This is a genomic window from Ewingella sp. C233 (assembly GCF_055407225.1).
Window position 1 is genome coordinate 415,348 of the sequence record NZ_JBUZRI010000003.1, and the last position, 16,486, is coordinate 431,833.

A 16,486-nucleotide genomic window follows, 5' to 3' on the forward strand; every position below is an offset into this window, starting at 1 on the left:
CTACCCTATCAGGATCAACAATGGGCCATTTTTTGTACTGAAAACGGCCCACACTATTTTGTATCCTGCGCGCTTTTAATCAGTTAAATATTCACAGATTACGGTTTTGATACTTTGACGGCATCAGCAATACGGTTAGCCAGCATCTCAACAAGCGCGCCATCTTCGCCTTCAACCATGACCCTGATGAGCGGTTCAGTGCCTGATTTACGCAACAGGACCCGTCCGCGACCGGCCAGCTGTTTTTCAACTTCTGCGGTGATCTGTTTCACCTCGTCGGTTTCGAGCGGATCATGTTCACCACTGAACCTTACGTTCACCAGAATTTGCGGCAGCAGTTTCATACCACTACACAAATCATGCAGGCTCATGTGGTTACGTACCATCGCAGTCAACACTTGCAGGCCTGCAACGATGCCGTCGCCAGTGGTGGTTTTGTCCAGCAGAATCACATGGCCGGAATTTTCAGCACCGATGCTCCAACCCTTTTCCTGCATTTTCTCCAGCACATAGCGGTCGCCGACCTTAGCGCGAGCAAAAGGAATACCCAGCTGTTTCAGCGCAATTTCAAGGCCCATGTTACTCATCAATGTGCCGACAGCGCCACCTTTCAGTTGCCCCTGACGCAAACCTTCGCGGGCAATGATATAGAGGATCTGATCGCCGTCGACTTTGTTGCCTTCATGGTCGACCATGATGATACGGTCACCATCGCCATCAAATGCCAGGCCGACATCTGCCTTTTCGGCCAGCACGCGCTGCTGCAACTGACGAACATCTGTCGCACCGCACTTTTCGTTAATGTTCATGCCATCTGGCTCGCAGCCAATCGCAATCACTTTAGCACCCAGTTCACGTAATACGCTTGGCGCAATGTGGTAGGTGGCACCGTTAGCGCAGTCGACTACAATTTTCAGGCTGTTCAGGTTCAGTTCGCTTGGGAAAGAACCTTTACAAAATTCAATATAACGCCCGGCGGCATCGACGATACGGCTGGCTTTGCCTAATTCTGCAGACTCAACGCAAGTCAGTGGTTTTTCCATTTCGGCTTCAATCGCCTCTTCAACTTCATCTGGCAATTTGGTGCCATCAATAGTGAAGAATTTAATACCGTTGTCGTAGAAGGGATTGTGCGATGCGGAGATCACAATGCCAGCTTCTGCGCGGAAAGTTCGCGTCAGGTAAGCCACCGCAGGGGTTGGCATCGGGCCGGTGAATGACGCTGAAAGCCCGGCAGCAGCCAGACCCGCCTCAAGGGCCGATTCGAGCATATAACCGGAAATACGCGTGTCTTTACCGATGATCACTTTGCGGGAACCGTGGCGCGCCAGTACCTTGCCAGCTGCCCAACCGAGTTTTAATACAAAATCTGGCGTGATAGGGCTGTCGCCAACTTTGCCGCGAATGCCATCTGTACCAAAGTATTTACGGTTGCTCATAATTTATCTTCATCCCTTGCTGAAAGTGTTGCCTCGACAACGCGCATCGCCTCGACGGTTTCTTTTACATCATGCACTCTGATTATCTGTGCGCCTTGCATCGCAGCAATGACGGCACAGGCTACGCTGCCCGTCACTCGCTGTTCAGGCGGCACGCGCAGCAGCTGCCCAACCATCGACTTTCTCGACATGCCTACCAGTAATGGCAGACCAAAATGGTGAAATTCCGCCAGACGGGCAAGCAGCTGATAGTTATGCGCCAAATTCTTACCGAAACCGAAGCCCGGGTCGAGCAACAATTTATCTTTGGGGATGCCAGCGCTCACACAGCGTGCAATTTGCTCACTAAAGTAGGTATTCACCTCGCCGATCAGGTTCTCATAATGCGGGGCATGCTGCATATTTTTCGGTTGCCCCTGTATATGCATCAGGCAGACAGGCAGTCCGGTTGCCGCAGCAGCAGACAACGCCCCTGGCTCCTGCAAGGAGCGTATGTCATTGATCAGATGTGCACCGGCGGTTGCGGTTTCATGGATCACGGCGGCTTTGGAGGTGTCTACTGAGATCCAAACCTCCATTCGCTGGCTAATCGCTTCTACGACGGGAACAACCCTTGCCAGTTCTTCCTCTTCACTGACTTCAGCCGCACCGGGTCGGGTAGATTCACCACCAATATCGAGAATCGTAGCACCCGCCGCTATCATTGCTTGCGCATGTTGCAGTGCCAGATCGATACGGTTATGGCGACCGCCATCGGAAAAGGAGTCAGGCGTAACGTTCAGGATCCCCATGATCTGAGGGTAGGTGAGGTCGAGTGAAACGCCCCGAGAGGTGAGTTGCATGTTAGTTTCCTATCTGTCGGTTCTGGACCACATTGTCTATCCCATTAGCATTACGCATTAAAAAACCCCGGGCAAGCCCGGGGTTTCATGTCAGCATACTCAACTCTAATCCGCGACTTACTTACCGCTGAATTGTTCACACATCGTATTACCCGGATTAGGGGTACGAGGTTCATCAACCGGCGTTGGTGCGGTAGGAGTACCGCCGTCGTTGGAATTGTCGCTGCCATTTTTACCGCTGACGTCATCCCAACCTGCAGGAGGGCGAACGTCTTTACGGTTCATCAGGTCATCAATTTGTGGTGCATCAATGGTTTCATATTTCATCAGCGCATCTTTCATCGAATGCAGGATGTCCATGTTTTCCATTAACAGCTTGCGGGCACGTTGGTAATTGTGCTCAACCAGTGCTTTAACTTCCTGATCGATGATACGCGCGGTTTCATCAGACATATGTTTGGCTTTCGCAACTGAACGGCCCAAGAAGACTTCACCTTCTTCCTCAGCGTAAAGTAACGGGCCTAACTTCTCTGAGAAGCCCCACTGAGTCACCATGTTACGTGCAATTGATGTAGCAACCTTGATGTCGTTCGAGGCGCCGGTAGAGACTTTTTCTACACCGTAGATGATCTCTTCAGCAAGACGACCGCCGTAAAGGGTCGAAATCTGGCTCTCCAGTTTCTGACGGCTGGCGCTGATAGCATCACCGACAGGCAGGAAGAAGGTCACACCTAACGCACGGCCACGAGGAATGATCGTCACTTTATGTACAGGGTCATGCTCAGGAACCAGACGACCGATAATGGCGTGGCCTGCTTCGTGGTATGCCGTTGACTCTTTCTGCGCTTCCGTCATTACCATGGAGCGGCGTTCAGCACCCATCATAATTTTGTCTTTCGCTTTCTCGAACTCAACCATTGAAACCACACGTTTGTTACCACGTGCAGAGAACAATGCTGCTTCGTTGACTAAGTTCGCCAAGTCCGCACCAGAGAAACCTGGGGTACCACGGGCAATCACAGATGCATCAACGTCTGGCGCCAGCGGAACGCGACGGGAGTGAACTTTCAGAATCTGTTCACGTCCGCGCACGTCGGGTAAGCCAACCACAACCTGACGGTCGAAACGACCTGGACGCAGCAATGCCGGGTCAAGTACGTCTGGACGGTTAGTCGCTGCAATCACGATGATGCCTTCATTACCTTCGAAGCCATCCATTTCAACCAGCATTTGGTTCAGTGTCTGCTCACGTTCATCGTGACCACCACCTAAACCGGCGCCACGCTGACGGCCAACGGCATCAATCTCATCGATAAAGATGATACATGGTGCCGCTTTTTTCGCCTGCTCGAACATGTCACGTACACGTGATGCACCAACACCGACAAACATTTCAACGAAATCAGAACCGGAAATGGTAAAGAACGGAACCTTAGCTTCACCAGCGATAGCTTTCGCCAGCAACGTTTTACCGGTCCCCGGAGGGCCAACCATCAGAACGCCTTTAGGAATTTTACCGCCGAGTTTTTGGAAACGGCTTGGTTCGCGCAGGTAATCAACCAGCTCGCTCACCTCTTCCTTGGCTTCATCACAGCCAGCAACGTCAGCAAACGTCGTTTTGATTTGGTCTTCGGTCAACATGCGGGCTTTGCTTTTACCAAAGGACATAGCCCCTTTGCCGCCGCCGCCCTGCATCTGCCGCATAAAGAATATCCAGACGCCAATCAACAGCAGCATCGGGAACCATGAAATAAAGATAGAGGCCAGCAAGCTAGGTTGTTCTGGCGGTTCGCCAACAACTTTCACATTTTTGCTCAGCAATGTATCCAGCAATTTAGGATCATCAACTGGTATGTAGGTCGTGTATTTGTTGCTGTCTTTTTTAACAACGTCAATCTCACGTCCATTGATACGTGCTTCACGAATCTGGTCTTGGGTCAATTCGGACATGAAGGTAGAATAATCTACCCTACGGCCATTAGACTCGCTGGGCCCAAAGCTCTGAAATACAGACATCAATACAACCGCGATGACTAACCAGAGAATCAGGTTCTTCGCCATGTCACTCAAGGGATTAACCTCATATTACAACTGTGTTAACAAACAGCGTTAGGGTACTAAAGTTTCCGCCCTGTCGCTACGATGTACACTTCACGTGATCGTGCACGGGAAGCGTCTGGCTTACGAACCTTCACCTTCGTAAAAAGGGAGCGAATTTCCCGTAGGTATTCATCAAAGCCATCTCCCTGGAACACCTTCACCAGGAAACTGCCGCCTGGCGCCAATACATCACGACACATATCCAGCGCTAACTCAACCAGATACATCGACTTTGGAATATCGACTGCCGGAGTACCGCTCATATTCGGGGCCATATCGGACATGACCACCTGAACTTTGTTGTCTCCTACTCTTTCCAAAAGAGCTTTGAGGACTAGTTCATCACGAAAGTCGCCTTGAAGGAAGTCGACTCCAACGATGGGATCCATAGGTAAAAGGTCACACGCGATAATGCGGCCTTTGTTACCAATTTGGGTTGCCACAAACTGTGACCAACCACCAGGAGCCGCGCCTAAATCCACTACGGTCATACCGGGTTTGAACAGTTTGTCGCCTTGCTGTATCTCATCCAGTTTAAACCAGGCGCGGGAGCGCAGACCTTTTTTCTGTGCCTGAATCACATATTTATCGCTAAAGTGTTCCTGCAACCAGCGGGTGGAACTTGCAGAACGCTTTTTATTAGACATTATTTATTAACCATATAGTTTTCCATTAACCCTAAGATAGAGCAATGGGAACAAGCTGTTAGCGTCATTACGTCTATGGCTAAGTCAGGTATCTCGCCTTGCCGGAGCAGTCCGATTTGGTGATAACCATGAGATGGCGGTAGAATGACCCGTTTTCAATCCCAACTTAAGCAAAAAAGACGATGAATCTTAACAATAAGCAAAAACAGTACCTGAAAGGTCTGGCACATCCACTCAAACCGGTTGTCATGCTGGGTAATAACGGCCTTACCGAAGGTGTACTTGCCGAAATCGAACAGGCACTGAAACACCATGAACTCATCAAGGTGAAGGTAGCCGCTGAAGAGCGTGAAACGAAGACCTTGATTGTTGACGCTATCGTGCGCGAAACCAAGGCGAGCAATGTGCAAGTCATCGGCAATATGCTGGTACTTTATCGCCCTTCTACTGATGACCGCAAAATTATCTTACCGCGTTAATTCTTTAAGGTTTAACGAAAAACGCTGTAGATACCCAGAACGGTGACACGTAATCAGTTTCAATAAAAGGCCGCTCGCGGCCTTTTTACGTTAGTTTTCACTTCCCTGTGAGGTATTTCACGAGAGAAGTGAAGCTATATGAGTGGATTGGACCTAACGAACTGCGCTGTTTGTTCAGTATTTACCCGATGAATTAAAGGTATTGTACTTTCAGTACTTCGTATTCAACATCGCCGCCCGGTGTACGGATAACAACGATATCGTCCTGCTCTTTACCAATTAAACCGCGGGCAATCGGTGAATTCACAGAAATCAGATTTTGCTTAAAATCAGCTTCGTCATCACCCACGATGCGATACTTTTGTTCTTCTTCGGTATCGAGATTCATCAAAGAGACGGTCGAGCCAAAAATCACACGGCCTGTGGCCGGCATTTTAGTCACATCGATAACCTGCGCATTTGATAGCTTAGCTTCGATCTCCTGAATACGTCCCTCACAAAAACCCTGCTGCTCACGAGCGGCGTGGTATTCAGCATTCTCTTTCAAATCGCCATGCTCACGCGCCGTGGCAATATCAGCAATGATCCTCGGGCGGCGAACGCTCTTAAGATGATCAAGCTCTTCACGTAATCTTTCAGCACCACGCAATGTCATCGGAATCGGTTTCATATTTTCACTACCTCTAACTTGTCCTTTCGGCAAACACCGTCCTGATTAAATCAGGTAGAAATAAGTCAGTTCTCTTGACCGACTCTCTCTTGCTAAAAACAAAAAAACCTCACCCGGAGTCCAGGACCCAGGCCAGGATTGGTTTTGCATTATGAACCGTATTTTAACGTAGAGTTCCTTAAGGGTCATCGTTTACTTTCGCCCTCGTTGCACCCCAGTTCGTTGCATCGTAGTATGGCGACACGTTCTTCTGCGGTTACCAGGGCCCTTACTCAAAATAATGCGTTTTTTACGAATTGTCAGTGGATTAGCTTGCGCGTTGGCTCTTAACGCTAACGCAGCTCAGGTCGAAAACTACACAGAGTATCTGCCCGACGGCACGAACCTGGCGTTGCTGGTGCAGAAAATTGGAGCCACGTCTCCCGCAATCGACTATCACGGGCAGCAAATGGCACTGCCCGCCAGTACTATGAAAATTCTGACTGCTCTGGCAGCGTTACTTCAGCTGGGGCCGGATTTCCGCTTTACCACTACCTTTGAAACGAAAGGCACGGTTTCGGATGGCGTCCTGAAAGGCGATCTTGTGGCCCGTTTCGCCGGAGATCCCACCTTTAAGCGTCAAAATATTCGTAACATGGTGGCAGCATTACGCAAGCAAGGCATCAAGGAAATCACCGGCGATGTGGTGATCGACAGCTCTGTCTTTGCCAGTCATGACAAAGCGCCAGGATGGCCATGGAATGACATTACACAATGCTTCAGCGCGCCACCGGCGGCAGCCATTGTCGATAGAAATTGCTTCTCCGTTTCGCTCTACAGTGCGCCAAAACCAAACGATAACGCTTTTATCCGCGTAGCCTCTTATTACCCGGTGCATATGTTCAGTGAAGTCAGAACGCTGGCAAAGGGCTCGCCTGATGCACAATATTGTGAACTGGATGTGGTTCCGGGCGAGCTTAACCGCTACACGCTGACTGGCTGTCTGACTCAGCGAAGCGAGCCATTGCCGCTGGCCTTTGCCATTCAGGATGGAGCCAGTTATGCCGGTGCGATTTTAAAAGATGAGTTACAGCAAGCCGAGATTCAAATTGATGGCACATTAAAGCGTCAGACTCAGCCTACGCCCGCAGGCACCGTATTAGCGCAAACACAATCTGCGCCGTTGCATGATTTACTGCGCATCATGCTGAAGAAATCCGACAACATGATCGCCGATACCGTATTCCGTACCATCGGCCATCAGCGGTTCGGCGTGCCGGGGACATGGCGTGCAGGATCTGATGCGGTGCGCCAGATACTTCGGCAAAAAGCGGGCATTGATTTGGGGAACTCGATTCAGGTTGATGGCTCTGGCCTGTCCCGACACGACTTATTGTCTCCGGCCACGATGATGCAGGTTCTGCAATATATCGCCCAACACGATCAGGAGTTAAATTTCATCTCTATGCTACCTCTCGCGGGGCACGACGGGACATTGCAGTATCGCGGTGGCCTGCATGAAGCAGGCGTTGACGGTAAAGTGTCAGCTAAAACCGGGTCACTGGCGGGCGTCTATAATCTGGCGGGCTTCATTACTACGGCAAGCGGTCAACGCATGGCCTTTGTACAATTCCTGTCAGGGTATGCTGTTCCGCCGGAAGATCAACGTACACGCCGTGCACCGCTGGTTCGTTTTGAGAGTCGCCTCTACCGGGACGTGTATCAAAATAACTGAGTTTTCACGATGAAATTACTGATTGTTGAAGATGATGAGCTTTTGCGACAGGGCCTTTCACTGGCCCTGACAGGTGAAAATTATGCCTGCGACTGTGCATCTACCGCGGCGCAAGCGCATAGCCTGATTAAAACCAGTCAGTACAGCTTAATCATTCTTGATTTAGGTCTGCCGGACAGGGACGGTGCCTCACTGCTTCGCCAGTGGCGACGTGAAGGCATCGCGCTCCCGGTATTAATCCTGACGGCCCGTGACGCACTCGAAGATCGCGTTGACGGTCTTGATGCAGGTGCCGATGATTATCTGGTGAAACCTTTCGCCCTGGTTGAATTACACGCCAGGGTACGGGCTCTGATACGCAGGTATCAGGGACAAAGTGATAATCAGATTAGCGTTGGGCCGCTCAAAATTAACCTGTCGACTCAACAGGTTTATCAGAACGAATCCCCGGTGGAGATCACGCCGAAAGAATTCGCCATTTTATCCCGCCTGATGATGCGAGCAGGTCAGACGGTGAACCGGGAATTACTCCAGCAGGATCTTTATACCTGGAACGACGATCTGGGTTCCAACACGCTGGAGGTCCACGTCCATAATCTACGCCGTAAGCTGGGCAAAGAACTCATCCGTACCGTTCGTGGCAATGGCTATCGCCTGGAAACAACGCCATGACCAGTATGCGCCGTCGCTTATTGGTGATGCTGGCATTAATCCTTTTCGTCACTCAACTGACCAGTGTGTTCTGGCTGTGGCACGAAAGTCAGGAACAGATCAACTTACTAGTCAACGATACGCTGTCGGCCAAAGTGCGTAATACCCATGTTGAGAAAGAGATCGCTGAGGCTATTGCGTCGCTGGTTGCACCGTCATTACTGATGATGGCAGTGACGTTACTCCTGTGCTTCTGGGCAATAAGCTGGATCATTCGCCCCCTGAACCAATTGCAGAACCGGCTGGATACGCGCTCGGCAGATAACCTCGCGCCTCTGCCACTCAATAGTGAAATCCGCGAAATCGTTTCTGTCACCAACGCCCTGAATCAACTGTTTGCGCGCCTCTCGCATACTATCCAACAAGAACGCCTGTTTACCGCTGACGCCGCTCATGAATTGCGAACGCCGCTGGCGGGCGTGCGTTTGCACCTTGAATTAATGGAGCAGAAGGGGGTAGAGGGCAGCCGTACACTGATCACCCGTATCGATCAGCTGATGCATACTATCGAGCAGTTATTGATGCTCTCACGCGCTGGCCAGAATTTCGCCAAAGGTCATTACGATCAGGTCGATTTAGTTGAGCATGTCATTCTTCCGCTGCAGGAAGAGCTGGAGGAAATGATCGCTCAGCGGGATCAGACGCTTTTCTTCAACATGCCGAAACAGCTTGTGGTTCAAGGTGACGCCGTTTTACTGAGACTGATGGTGCGTAATCTGGTTGAAAACGCCCACCGCTATAGCCCCGAAAAGAGCGGGATCATTGTCACCCTGCAGCGTGAGACCGATGTTGTGCTGGTGCAGGTTGAAGATCAGGGCCCAGGTATTGATGAACAGCAGGCCAGTGAACTCACGCAGGCTTTCAAACGCATGGACCAGCGTTATGGCGGCAGCGGGCTGGGGCTGAATATCATTGTGCGCATCGCTGCACTGCACGGCGGTCAACTGGCATTGCACAACCGTCAGGGCACTGCCGGCCTTTGCGCACAGTGTCGGTTACCCGAAACCGCGCTCAGCCGGTTCTGACGCATTAAAAAAGGTCGCCTAAGGCGACCTTTTATCACGTCATATGCTTTCAGAAGCGGAGATTAACGTTCGTAAATGATTTCGACACCTTCGTCGTCTTCATCATCCCAGTCATCCCAATCTTCATCATCATCTTCTACTTCCACTTCTGCCAGCTGCTCACGATGGTAGTCGTCCCACATGAACTCGACTTTCTCTGGCACAGCGGCTTCAACAGCCATGTGTTTAGGATTTTCATTGATGAATTTCATCACATCCCAGCACAAAGCATTGACGCCTTCACGGTTGGCCGCAGAGATCAGGTAATAGTTACCTTCCCAGCCCAAAGCCTCGGCGATGGCTTTCGCACGCGTTTCAGCTTCTTCTTTTTCGATCAGGTCAACTTTGTTGAAGACCAGCCAGCGCGGCTTTTCTGCCAGTTTGGCGTTGTATTGCTGTAACTCATTAATGATGACTTTGGCGTTCTCAATCGGATCTGACTCATCAATTGGCGCGATGTCGATGAGATGCAAAAGTACGCGGCAACGCTCAAGGTGCTTAAGGAAGCGAATCCCTAAACCAGCCCCTTCAGAGGCGCCTTCAATCAGCCCAGGGATGTCTGCAACCACAAAGCTTTGTTCGCTGTCCATACGGACCACGCCTAGGCTTGGAACCAACGTGGTAAACGGATAGTCAGCTACTTTCGGTTTCGCTGCGGAAACAGCGCGAATGAACGTCGATTTCCCGGCGTTTGGCAGACCTAGCATACCCACGTCAGCCAACAACATCAGTTCAAGTGCGATATCGCGCTCTTCCCCTTTGGTGCCCATGGTTTTCTGACGCGGTGAACGGTTGATGGAAGATTTAAAACGGGTATTGCCCAGACCGTGGAAGCCGCCTTTAGCGACCATCTGGACCTGACCGTGGCGGGTCATATCGCCCAGCACTTCACCCGTTGCCTGATCGATAACGCGCGTACCGACCGGAACCTTGATCGTAATATCTTTGCCACGCTTACCGGTACAGTCGCTGCTTTGACCATTGGTACCACGTTCAGCACGGTAAGATTTCACAAAGCGGAAATCGATCAGCGTGTTGAGGTTTTCATCGCCAACCAGATAAACATCGCCGCCGTCGCCGCCGTCGCCGCCATCAGGGCCACCGCGTGGAATGTACTTCTCGCGACGGAAACTGACACAACCGTTACCGCCGTCACCTGCCACGATCAATATGGTGGCTTCATCAACAAACTTCATTTGTACTGTCTCCGTAAATCATTCACCGGGCTGCTTTAGTTTAGCCACCAGGTTTTGTTCTGTCCGACCAGGCCACCAACGATGGCCTATTGCGGAAAACATCGCCCCCGCCACCACCACGAATGCACCAAGATAACCAATTGCGTTAAGTACGGGTGCCGCAAACATGCCAGGCCAGGCGAGTGCCAATAAATCTGAAAATAGCAGGGTAAATAACGGCGTCAGTGTGACAAAAGCACTCACTTGCGCCGCCTGCCATCTCGCCATCGCTTCCGCTAAAGCGCCGTACCCTACTAAAGTATTCGCGCCGCAAAACAACAGGCAGGCAAATTGCCAACTGCTGAGCTGAGATAGCATCGCCGGACTGGCCAGCGGGAGCAATGCGATAGAACATAAAGTGTACAGCAAAAATAAGATCTGCGGTGAAGCCAGCCGGCGCAATAAGACCTTTTGTGCCACGCCGTAGGTCACCCAAACCGCTGCTGCTCCGATCCCAAGCAATACACCTAACGTGTAGTCAGTGAGTCGAGTAAAAATTTCAATCAGGCTGGTATTGAAAAACAGAACCAGCCCTAAAATAAGCATACCGGCGCCGATGACCTGGGTAATACGCATCCTTTCTTTCAGGATAACGACACTGGCAAACATCATACCGACGGGTGATAACTGCCCAATAACCTGCGACGCCGTTGGGCTGAGGTATTGCAGAGATGACCCGAATAAAACGAAATTGCCCAATAATCCGCAGGTAGCGATGAGGAGTAAAACTAACCAGCGCGGACTTTTGAACATCTGCATCGACGGCAATCTGCGCCGCGACGCGAGAATACATCCCAGCACGATAGCGGCTAAGGAGAACCGAAACCAAACCACGGTAAACGGATCCATCACCACTAAAACCTGTTTCATGGCAATTGGCAGAGAACCCCAGCACATCGCCGTGGTTACCGCTAACATGATCCCTATCGGCGCCTGCGACTTTGTGTCCATATTCTTGCCAGAGTGGGCGAACCAGAATGTAAAAAGCCCCACAACGAATTGCGGGGCTTACATCTATTTACTTAAGACTCGAAAAATTTATTCAGCTTCGATGCTGATAAACTTACGGTTTTTCGGGCCTTTAACTTCGAACTTGACTTTACCGTCAGCCAAAGCAAACAGAGTGTGGTCCTTGCCGCAACCCACGTTGGTACCAGCGTGGAATTTGGTGCCGCGCTGACGAACGATGATGCTGCCTGCCAGTACTGCTTCGCCGCCAAAGCGTTTTACGCCAAGACGTTTAGCTTCTGAATCGCGACCGTTGCGTGTGGAGCCGCCAGCCTTTTTGTGTGCCATTGTTCCGCTCTCCTAAACTTAAGCGCTGATGCCGGTGATTTTAACGTCAGTGAACCACTGACGGTGGCCCTGTTGCTTACGGTAGTGCTTACGGCGACGAAATTTAACGATCTTAATTTTATCGCCACGACCGTGAGCTACAACTTCAGCTTTGACCAAACCGCCAGCAACTAATGGCAGACCGATATTGATTTCTTCACCGTTCGCAATCATCAGAACCTGATCAAACTCGATCGCTTCACCAGTTGCGATGTCCAGCTTTTCAAGGCGAATAGTCTGCCCTTCGCTGACACGGTGTTGTTTACCACCACTTTGGAAAACCGCGTACATATAAAACTCCGCTTTCCGCGCACTCAACTTTGTATAGTCCAGAGGGCGCTATAAATATTCACAATAGGGCGCGAATTCTACGCAAAAAATCCGCATAAGACAAGAGCACTTTCACTACAAAAGAAGAAAAAAAGCGCAGTTCTTGCGATGGCATTTATCTGCACTGTTTTTCAAGTACAATCCCCTTTACAGTAAGTGCCATGTGCCAATGTGAGCCAGACCTCATTGCGGTGAAGAGAAACACAGCCGAAAAAACACAATGAACCTAGAACAGATAATCGATCTCACCGGGCAGGACATGGATGCGGTAAACGCAACCATACTTGAGCAGTTGAATTCAGATGTATCCCTCATCAATCAGCTGGGATATTACATCATCAGCGGCGGGGGCAAACGCATTCGCCCAATGATCGCCGTTCTTGCTGCACGTGCCTTATCTTATCAGGGTAACAAACACGTTACCGTTGCTGCCCTTATTGAGTTTATCCACACCGCTACGCTGTTACATGACGACGTGGTCGATGAATCTGATATGCGTCGGGGTAAAGCCACGGCCAACGCAGCGTTTGGTAATGCGGCAAGCGTTTTAGTGGGTGATTTTATCTATACCCGTGCTTTCCAAATGATGACTGATCTGGAGTCGTTGCCGGTTCTGGCACTCATGGCAAAAGCCGTTAACGTCATTGCTGAAGGTGAAGTATTACAGTTAATGAATTGCAACGACCCGGACATTACCGAAGAAAGTTACATGCAAGTCATTTACAGCAAAACGGCGCGTTTGTTCGAAGCCGCAGCGCAGGCTTCCGCCATGTTAGCCGGTGGGAGTGAAAAGCAAATTCAGGGCCTACAGGATTACGGTCGCTATCTGGGTACGGCTTTTCAATTAATCGATGACTTGCTTGATTATGAAGCAAATGGGGAAACTCTGGGTAAAAATACCGGAGACGACCTGAATGAAGGCAAACCCACGCTTCCGCTGCTGCACGCAATGAAACATGGAACGGTAGAACAGTCAGCCATGATCCGCAAAGCTATTGAGGAAGGTAATGGAAGGCATCTTCTTGAACCTGTACTGACAGCGATGCATCAGTGGGGTTCACTCGAACATACGCGCGCACGTGCCGAGGAAGAAGCAGATAAGGCCATCAGCGCCTTACAGGTTTTGCCTGAATCGGTTTATCGAACTGCGCTGGAAGCGCTTGCGCATATCGCTGTAAGACGAGATTTCTAACTATCCTTCTGCAACAGGTACCACGCTAAGGCGGTACCTGTTGCTAGCGAATACTATTGTCAAACATCAGCCTCAGTACGTAAGCGATGCAGGACTTCCGAGAGCCCTTCCCTGACAATAAATTTTATGATCGCGTCACGCTCCTGTTCTTTGAGTTGTTTATAACTTTCAATCCAAATTGCCAGAGGATCCTGATGTGAGGAATAAACATATTCCGCAGACTGTTCTTTCATCTCCAGACAATCCATTGCCTTAGTGGGTAAACTGTCAATATGGTATTCAACAGCCTTCCCCTGAACACCATGTCGACGGCGTTTTACCCATGCATTACGCCGCGCCATACCGTGTATACCCTGAGTAGAAGAGGGTAATCCATCAAAGCCAATGAGTTCACTTGCGGCAAACCACTCTTTTTTCATAACTCTCCCTTTCCAATGGCACTCTGGCACATAAGAACATGTTAGAAATCCTTGAGATGACGAAGAGCATTACAGAAGCCATTCACCTTTCCATTTAAATGCATATTTAATAACTGCAACTAACTTATAGCACTACTTATCAGAATGGAGAAACATGAATTGATGTCATTCCAATGAATAAAATGCGCACAATTGACACTCATGAATGTTTTTTATGAAACAGGTAATGTACAAATTACATTTTTTGGAAAAATGATTTATTTCAACATTTAATAAAAAACAATAAAAAAACCACAAGTCCATAAAATACATCAAGTTATTAACATCACCCACCCTAAATTAATGACTGAAAATGTTAAATAATAGCTACATCCGACTTGAGAAACTCACTTTATAACAAAACATTTAACGGGAACCACTAACACGAAAAATATTTTACCTCTTTTATCTTATTAATAAATAAATATTTAAAAACAAGTCTTCTGCCTTACCATAAAAAATTCATATTACGCATTTGCGTTAATAATCAGAAAGAGATATTTTCCAGAAAACAATCAACATACTTTTCAGAAACGGAAACATAAATCATGAAATTCAATATTTCAGATCTTGATTCCAAAAATCACAATTTCATTAAAAAACATTAAATATCTGGCCGGTAATGAAAGGGAATAGACATGAAAGGACATAAAGAAAATTGGCATCAGGCAGACATCATCGCAGCGCTGCGAAAAAAGGGAACAACGCTTGCGGCAGTTTCTCGTGGCGCTGGGTTAAGCTCATCCACACTGGCAAATGCACTGTCACGACCATGGCCTAAAGGGGAACGTATCATTGCCGATGCCATCGGCCTGCATCCTTCAATGATTTGGCCAAACCGCTACTTTGATGCAACCACTTCACAACGCATTGAGCGCAAAATTCGGGCACCTAATAAGGGCTAGGCATTTACACATAAAAAAACCGCCGGTTTGAATGCCGGCGGCTTATTGAGCATCAATCGGCTGCGATCAGTTATTGATGAATTGCTCACCCAGTTCAATATCTTTACGCAAGACATCAAGCATCGCGTCAAGAGAGCTTTGCTCAAACGCACTCAGCTTACCGATGCTTTTCAGTTCAGCAACACCATTTTTACCCAGCAGAATTGGCTGCGCGAAGAAGCGTGTATATTCGCCATTGCCTTCAACATAGGCACACTCAACAATGTTGCTTTCGCCTTGCAGTGCACGCACTAAGGACAAACCAAATCGTGCCGCAGCCTGGCCCATAGAGAGTGTTGCTGATCCACCACCGGCCTTGGCTTCAACCACTTCCGTACCCGCATTCTGAATACGTTTGGTTAAGTCAGCCGCTTCGCTTTCGCTGAAAGTGACACCAGAGATCTGTGAAAGCAGAGGTAAAATAGTGACGCCAGAGTGGCCACCAATTACCGGTACTTCGATATCCTGCGGCTGTTTACCTTTCAGTTCGGCCACAAACGTGTTCGAGCGAATAGCATCCAGGGTCGTTACGCCAAACAATTTGTTTTTGTCGTAAACGCCGGCTTTTTTCAATACTTCCGCCGCGATAGCTACCGTGGTATTCACAGGGTTAGTGATAATACCAATGCATGCTTTTGGACAGGTTTTTGCAACTTGTTCAATCAGATTACGAACGATGCCCGCATTGACGTTGAACAGGTCAGAACGATCCATACCCGGCTTACGCGCCACGCCGGCTGAAATCAGCACGACGTCAGCACCCACTAATGCCGGAGTAGCATCGACGCCGCTGAAGCCTTTGATTTTTACAGCAGTAGGGATATGGCTTAGGTCGACAGCAACGCCCGGCGTTACCGGTGCAATGTCATACAGCGAGAGTTCTGAACCTGAAGGTAATTGCGTCTTGAGTAGAAGAGCGAGGGCCTGGCCGATACCACCGGCTGCACCGAGAACTGCAACTTTCATCCTGTACTCCTTTTTTAACAAAAACTTAAAAATCGCCGTGAATTCATCTAGTTATGACCTTAATCTACTGGATGACCAAACACAATCCTGGAACCCCGATAGTGAGAAGTTACGCAGCATTAAGGTAGTTTGTCGGCTTAATTTAAGATTATTTTGCTTATGCTTCAGTGGCATAAAACAATCAGACCTGAAATAGCCTCACGAAACACGACAGGTTAACTGGCGGTTACATTACACCCGAAGTCAACATCAGGACAATATCATTTTCATAACAATTTGTTCACCAAAAGTCCGATTGAGAATGCACGAAATTGGCATATTCATCACATTTAATCGTCTGCAACCTTGGCTTCACACCTG

At 49.2% G+C, this 16,486-nt stretch carries 17 protein-coding genes; 6 read left to right on the forward strand and 11 right to left on the reverse strand.

Features of this window, described 5'->3' with window-relative positions:
• Positions 1–98 precede the first annotated feature (98 nt).
• The 4 genes from glmM to rlmE all read right to left on the reverse strand — a co-directional run bounded on the left by glmM (position 99) and on the right by rlmE (position 5,028).
• The gene (gene glmM, locus ACZRKO_RS17130; RefSeq protein WP_463738437.1) at positions 99–1,439 is read right to left on the reverse strand and encodes a phosphoglucosamine mutase; all 1,341 of its coding nucleotides are present in this window, start codon (positions 1,437–1,439) and stop codon (positions 99–101) included.
• The gene (gene folP / locus ACZRKO_RS17135) at positions 1,436–2,281 is read right to left on the reverse strand and encodes a dihydropteroate synthase (RefSeq protein WP_463738438.1); all 846 of its coding nucleotides are present in this window, start codon (positions 2,279–2,281) and stop codon (positions 1,436–1,438) included. The genes glmM and folP overlap by 4 nt, the downstream gene beginning before the upstream one ends.
• 117 nt (positions 2,282–2,398) lie before the next feature.
• Positions 2,399–4,342 (reverse strand): ATP-dependent zinc metalloprotease FtsH, encoded by a 1,944-nt coding sequence (gene ftsH, locus ACZRKO_RS17140; protein WP_463738439.1) that lies wholly within the window; start codon positions 4,340–4,342, stop codon positions 2,399–2,401.
• 56 nt (positions 4,343–4,398) lie between these two features.
• Positions 4,399–5,028, reverse strand: a complete 630-nt coding sequence (gene rlmE, locus ACZRKO_RS17145; RefSeq protein ID WP_463738440.1) for a 23S rRNA (uridine(2552)-2'-O)-methyltransferase RlmE — start codon at positions 5,026–5,028, stop codon at positions 4,399–4,401.
• A gap of 182 nt (positions 5,029–5,210) precedes the next feature.
• Here rlmE and yhbY point away from each other — a divergent pair, with 182 nt between their 5' ends.
• Positions 5,211–5,507, forward strand: coding sequence for a ribosome assembly RNA-binding protein YhbY (yhbY, locus tag ACZRKO_RS17150; protein ID WP_463738441.1), 297 nt, complete (start codon positions 5,211–5,213; stop codon positions 5,505–5,507).
• A gap of 193 nt (positions 5,508–5,700) precedes the next feature.
• Here the strand turns inward: yhbY and greA are convergent, their stop codons facing one another.
• Positions 5,701–6,177 (reverse strand): transcription elongation factor GreA, encoded by a 477-nt coding sequence (greA, locus tag ACZRKO_RS17155; RefSeq protein WP_463738532.1) that lies wholly within the window; start codon positions 6,175–6,177, stop codon positions 5,701–5,703.
• A 280-nt stretch (positions 6,178–6,457) separates the two neighbouring features.
• Here greA and dacB point away from each other — a divergent pair, with 280 nt between their 5' ends.
• The 3 genes from dacB to pmrB are packed head-to-tail and all read left to right on the forward strand — an operon-like array spanning position 6,458 to position 9,627.
• The gene (gene dacB, locus ACZRKO_RS17160) at positions 6,458–7,891 is read left to right on the forward strand and encodes a serine-type D-Ala-D-Ala carboxypeptidase (RefSeq protein WP_463738442.1); all 1,434 of its coding nucleotides are present in this window, start codon (positions 6,458–6,460) and stop codon (positions 7,889–7,891) included.
• Positions 7,892–7,900: 9 nt separating this feature from the next.
• Entirely contained in the window at positions 7,901–8,563 is a 663-nt protein-coding gene (gene pmrA / locus ACZRKO_RS17165) for a two-component system response regulator PmrA (RefSeq protein ID WP_463738443.1), read from the forward strand.
• Positions 8,560–9,627 (forward strand): two-component system sensor histidine kinase PmrB, encoded by a 1,068-nt coding sequence (gene pmrB / locus ACZRKO_RS17170; RefSeq protein WP_463738444.1) that lies wholly within the window; start codon positions 8,560–8,562, stop codon positions 9,625–9,627. Before pmrA ends, pmrB begins: the two co-directional genes overlap by 4 nt.
• Before the next feature lie 62 nt (positions 9,628–9,689).
• On the opposite strand, the gene cgtA is transcribed toward pmrB, so the two are convergent.
• From cgtA to rplU, 4 genes are all read right to left on the reverse strand, one after another.
• The gene (gene cgtA / locus ACZRKO_RS17175; protein ID WP_463738445.1) at positions 9,690–10,862 is read right to left on the reverse strand and encodes an Obg family GTPase CgtA; all 1,173 of its coding nucleotides are present in this window, start codon (positions 10,860–10,862) and stop codon (positions 9,690–9,692) included.
• Between the two features lie 18 nt (positions 10,863–10,880).
• Complete coding sequence (locus ACZRKO_RS17180; RefSeq protein ID WP_463738446.1) at positions 10,881–11,852, reverse strand: DMT family transporter; 972 nt, start codon at positions 11,850–11,852, stop codon at positions 10,881–10,883.
• An 87-nt stretch (positions 11,853–11,939) separates the two neighbouring features.
• Positions 11,940–12,197: a 50S ribosomal protein L27 gene (rpmA, locus tag ACZRKO_RS17185; protein ID WP_463738447.1), complete on the reverse strand. Its 258-nt coding sequence runs from the start codon at positions 12,195–12,197 to the stop codon at positions 11,940–11,942.
• Between the two features lie 18 nt (positions 12,198–12,215).
• Positions 12,216–12,527 (reverse strand): 50S ribosomal protein L21, encoded by a 312-nt coding sequence (gene rplU, locus ACZRKO_RS17190; protein ID WP_140473288.1) that lies wholly within the window; start codon positions 12,525–12,527, stop codon positions 12,216–12,218.
• Between the two features lie 259 nt (positions 12,528–12,786).
• Here rplU and ispB point away from each other — a divergent pair, with 259 nt between their 5' ends.
• A complete protein-coding gene (ispB, locus tag ACZRKO_RS17195) occupies positions 12,787–13,758 on the forward strand; it encodes an octaprenyl diphosphate synthase (protein ID WP_463738448.1) in 972 nt (323 codons plus the stop codon).
• Positions 13,759–13,817: 59 nt separating this feature from the next.
• Here the strand turns inward: ispB and ACZRKO_RS17200 are convergent, their stop codons facing one another.
• Positions 13,818–14,177 carry a DNA-binding protein gene (locus tag ACZRKO_RS17200; RefSeq protein WP_463738449.1) on the reverse strand — a complete coding sequence of 120 codons (360 nt, stop codon included), beginning with the start codon at positions 14,175–14,177 and terminating at the stop codon, positions 13,818–13,820.
• 677 nt (positions 14,178–14,854) lie between these two features.
• Between ACZRKO_RS17200 and ACZRKO_RS17205 the strand changes: the two genes are divergently transcribed.
• Positions 14,855–15,121, forward strand: coding sequence for a helix-turn-helix domain-containing protein (locus ACZRKO_RS17205; protein WP_463738450.1), 267 nt, complete (start codon positions 14,855–14,857; stop codon positions 15,119–15,121).
• A gap of 66 nt (positions 15,122–15,187) precedes the next feature.
• Here ACZRKO_RS17205 and mdh read toward each other — a convergent pair whose 3' ends face one another.
• Positions 15,188–16,126, reverse strand: a complete 939-nt coding sequence (gene mdh / locus ACZRKO_RS17210; RefSeq protein WP_463738451.1) for a malate dehydrogenase — start codon at positions 16,124–16,126, stop codon at positions 15,188–15,190.
• Positions 16,127–16,486 lie beyond the last annotated feature (360 nt).